Annotated in this window: 1 protein-coding gene; it reads left to right on the plus strand. The window is 33.8% G+C overall.

Annotation, left to right across the window (positions count from 1 at the left end):
- Positions 1-132: 132 nt before the first annotated feature.
- Positions 133-530: GNAT family N-acetyltransferase (locus A6E06_RS14570; RefSeq protein WP_065640702.1), on the plus strand; the 398-nt coding region annotated here is incomplete at its 3' end.

Genomic DNA, 530 nt, shown 5'->3' on the forward strand with positions numbered 1-530 from the left:
AATCGCATCAACACGATTTATTACATTCGGCGTTCTGGGTTTGTCTTTAGTTTTATGATTAAGGTAGTTAAATTCAGGTTGGTTTGCATAGTAATAAACGTGTTATGCAAGCGTTATGTGCTAGGAGTAAAAATGGAATTTTCGTATGAAAAAGTAACTCATCAAGATTTAGATGTAATTCTTAAATTGGGTGAAGCTATTAATGATAAGCATGTTGTACCTCTTCTTAATTCTGAAGGTCAAAAAGCTATCAAAATTGCGTTTAAATCTGATATTGACAAAGTAAAGGATGCCAGTATTTATTCAGCGATTAAAGCCACTATTGATAACGAAATTATCGGTTATATAGCTTGGCGTGATGAAAGCTATATCGGTCATCTTTACGTTAAAACTGAATATCACGGTTTTGGTGTGGCTAAGGGTTTAGTTGAAGAAATGAAGGCGGTAAGTGGTGCAAAATTAATTAGCGTTAAAGCTTCGATTTATGCGCTTGGTTTCTATAAAAAAGTAGGATTTAAGCCTGTATCAGA

Origin of the sequence: Aliivibrio sp. 1S175, assembly GCF_001690985.1 — a bacterium.
Lineage (GTDB): Bacteria > Pseudomonadota > Gammaproteobacteria > Enterobacterales > Vibrionaceae > Aliivibrio.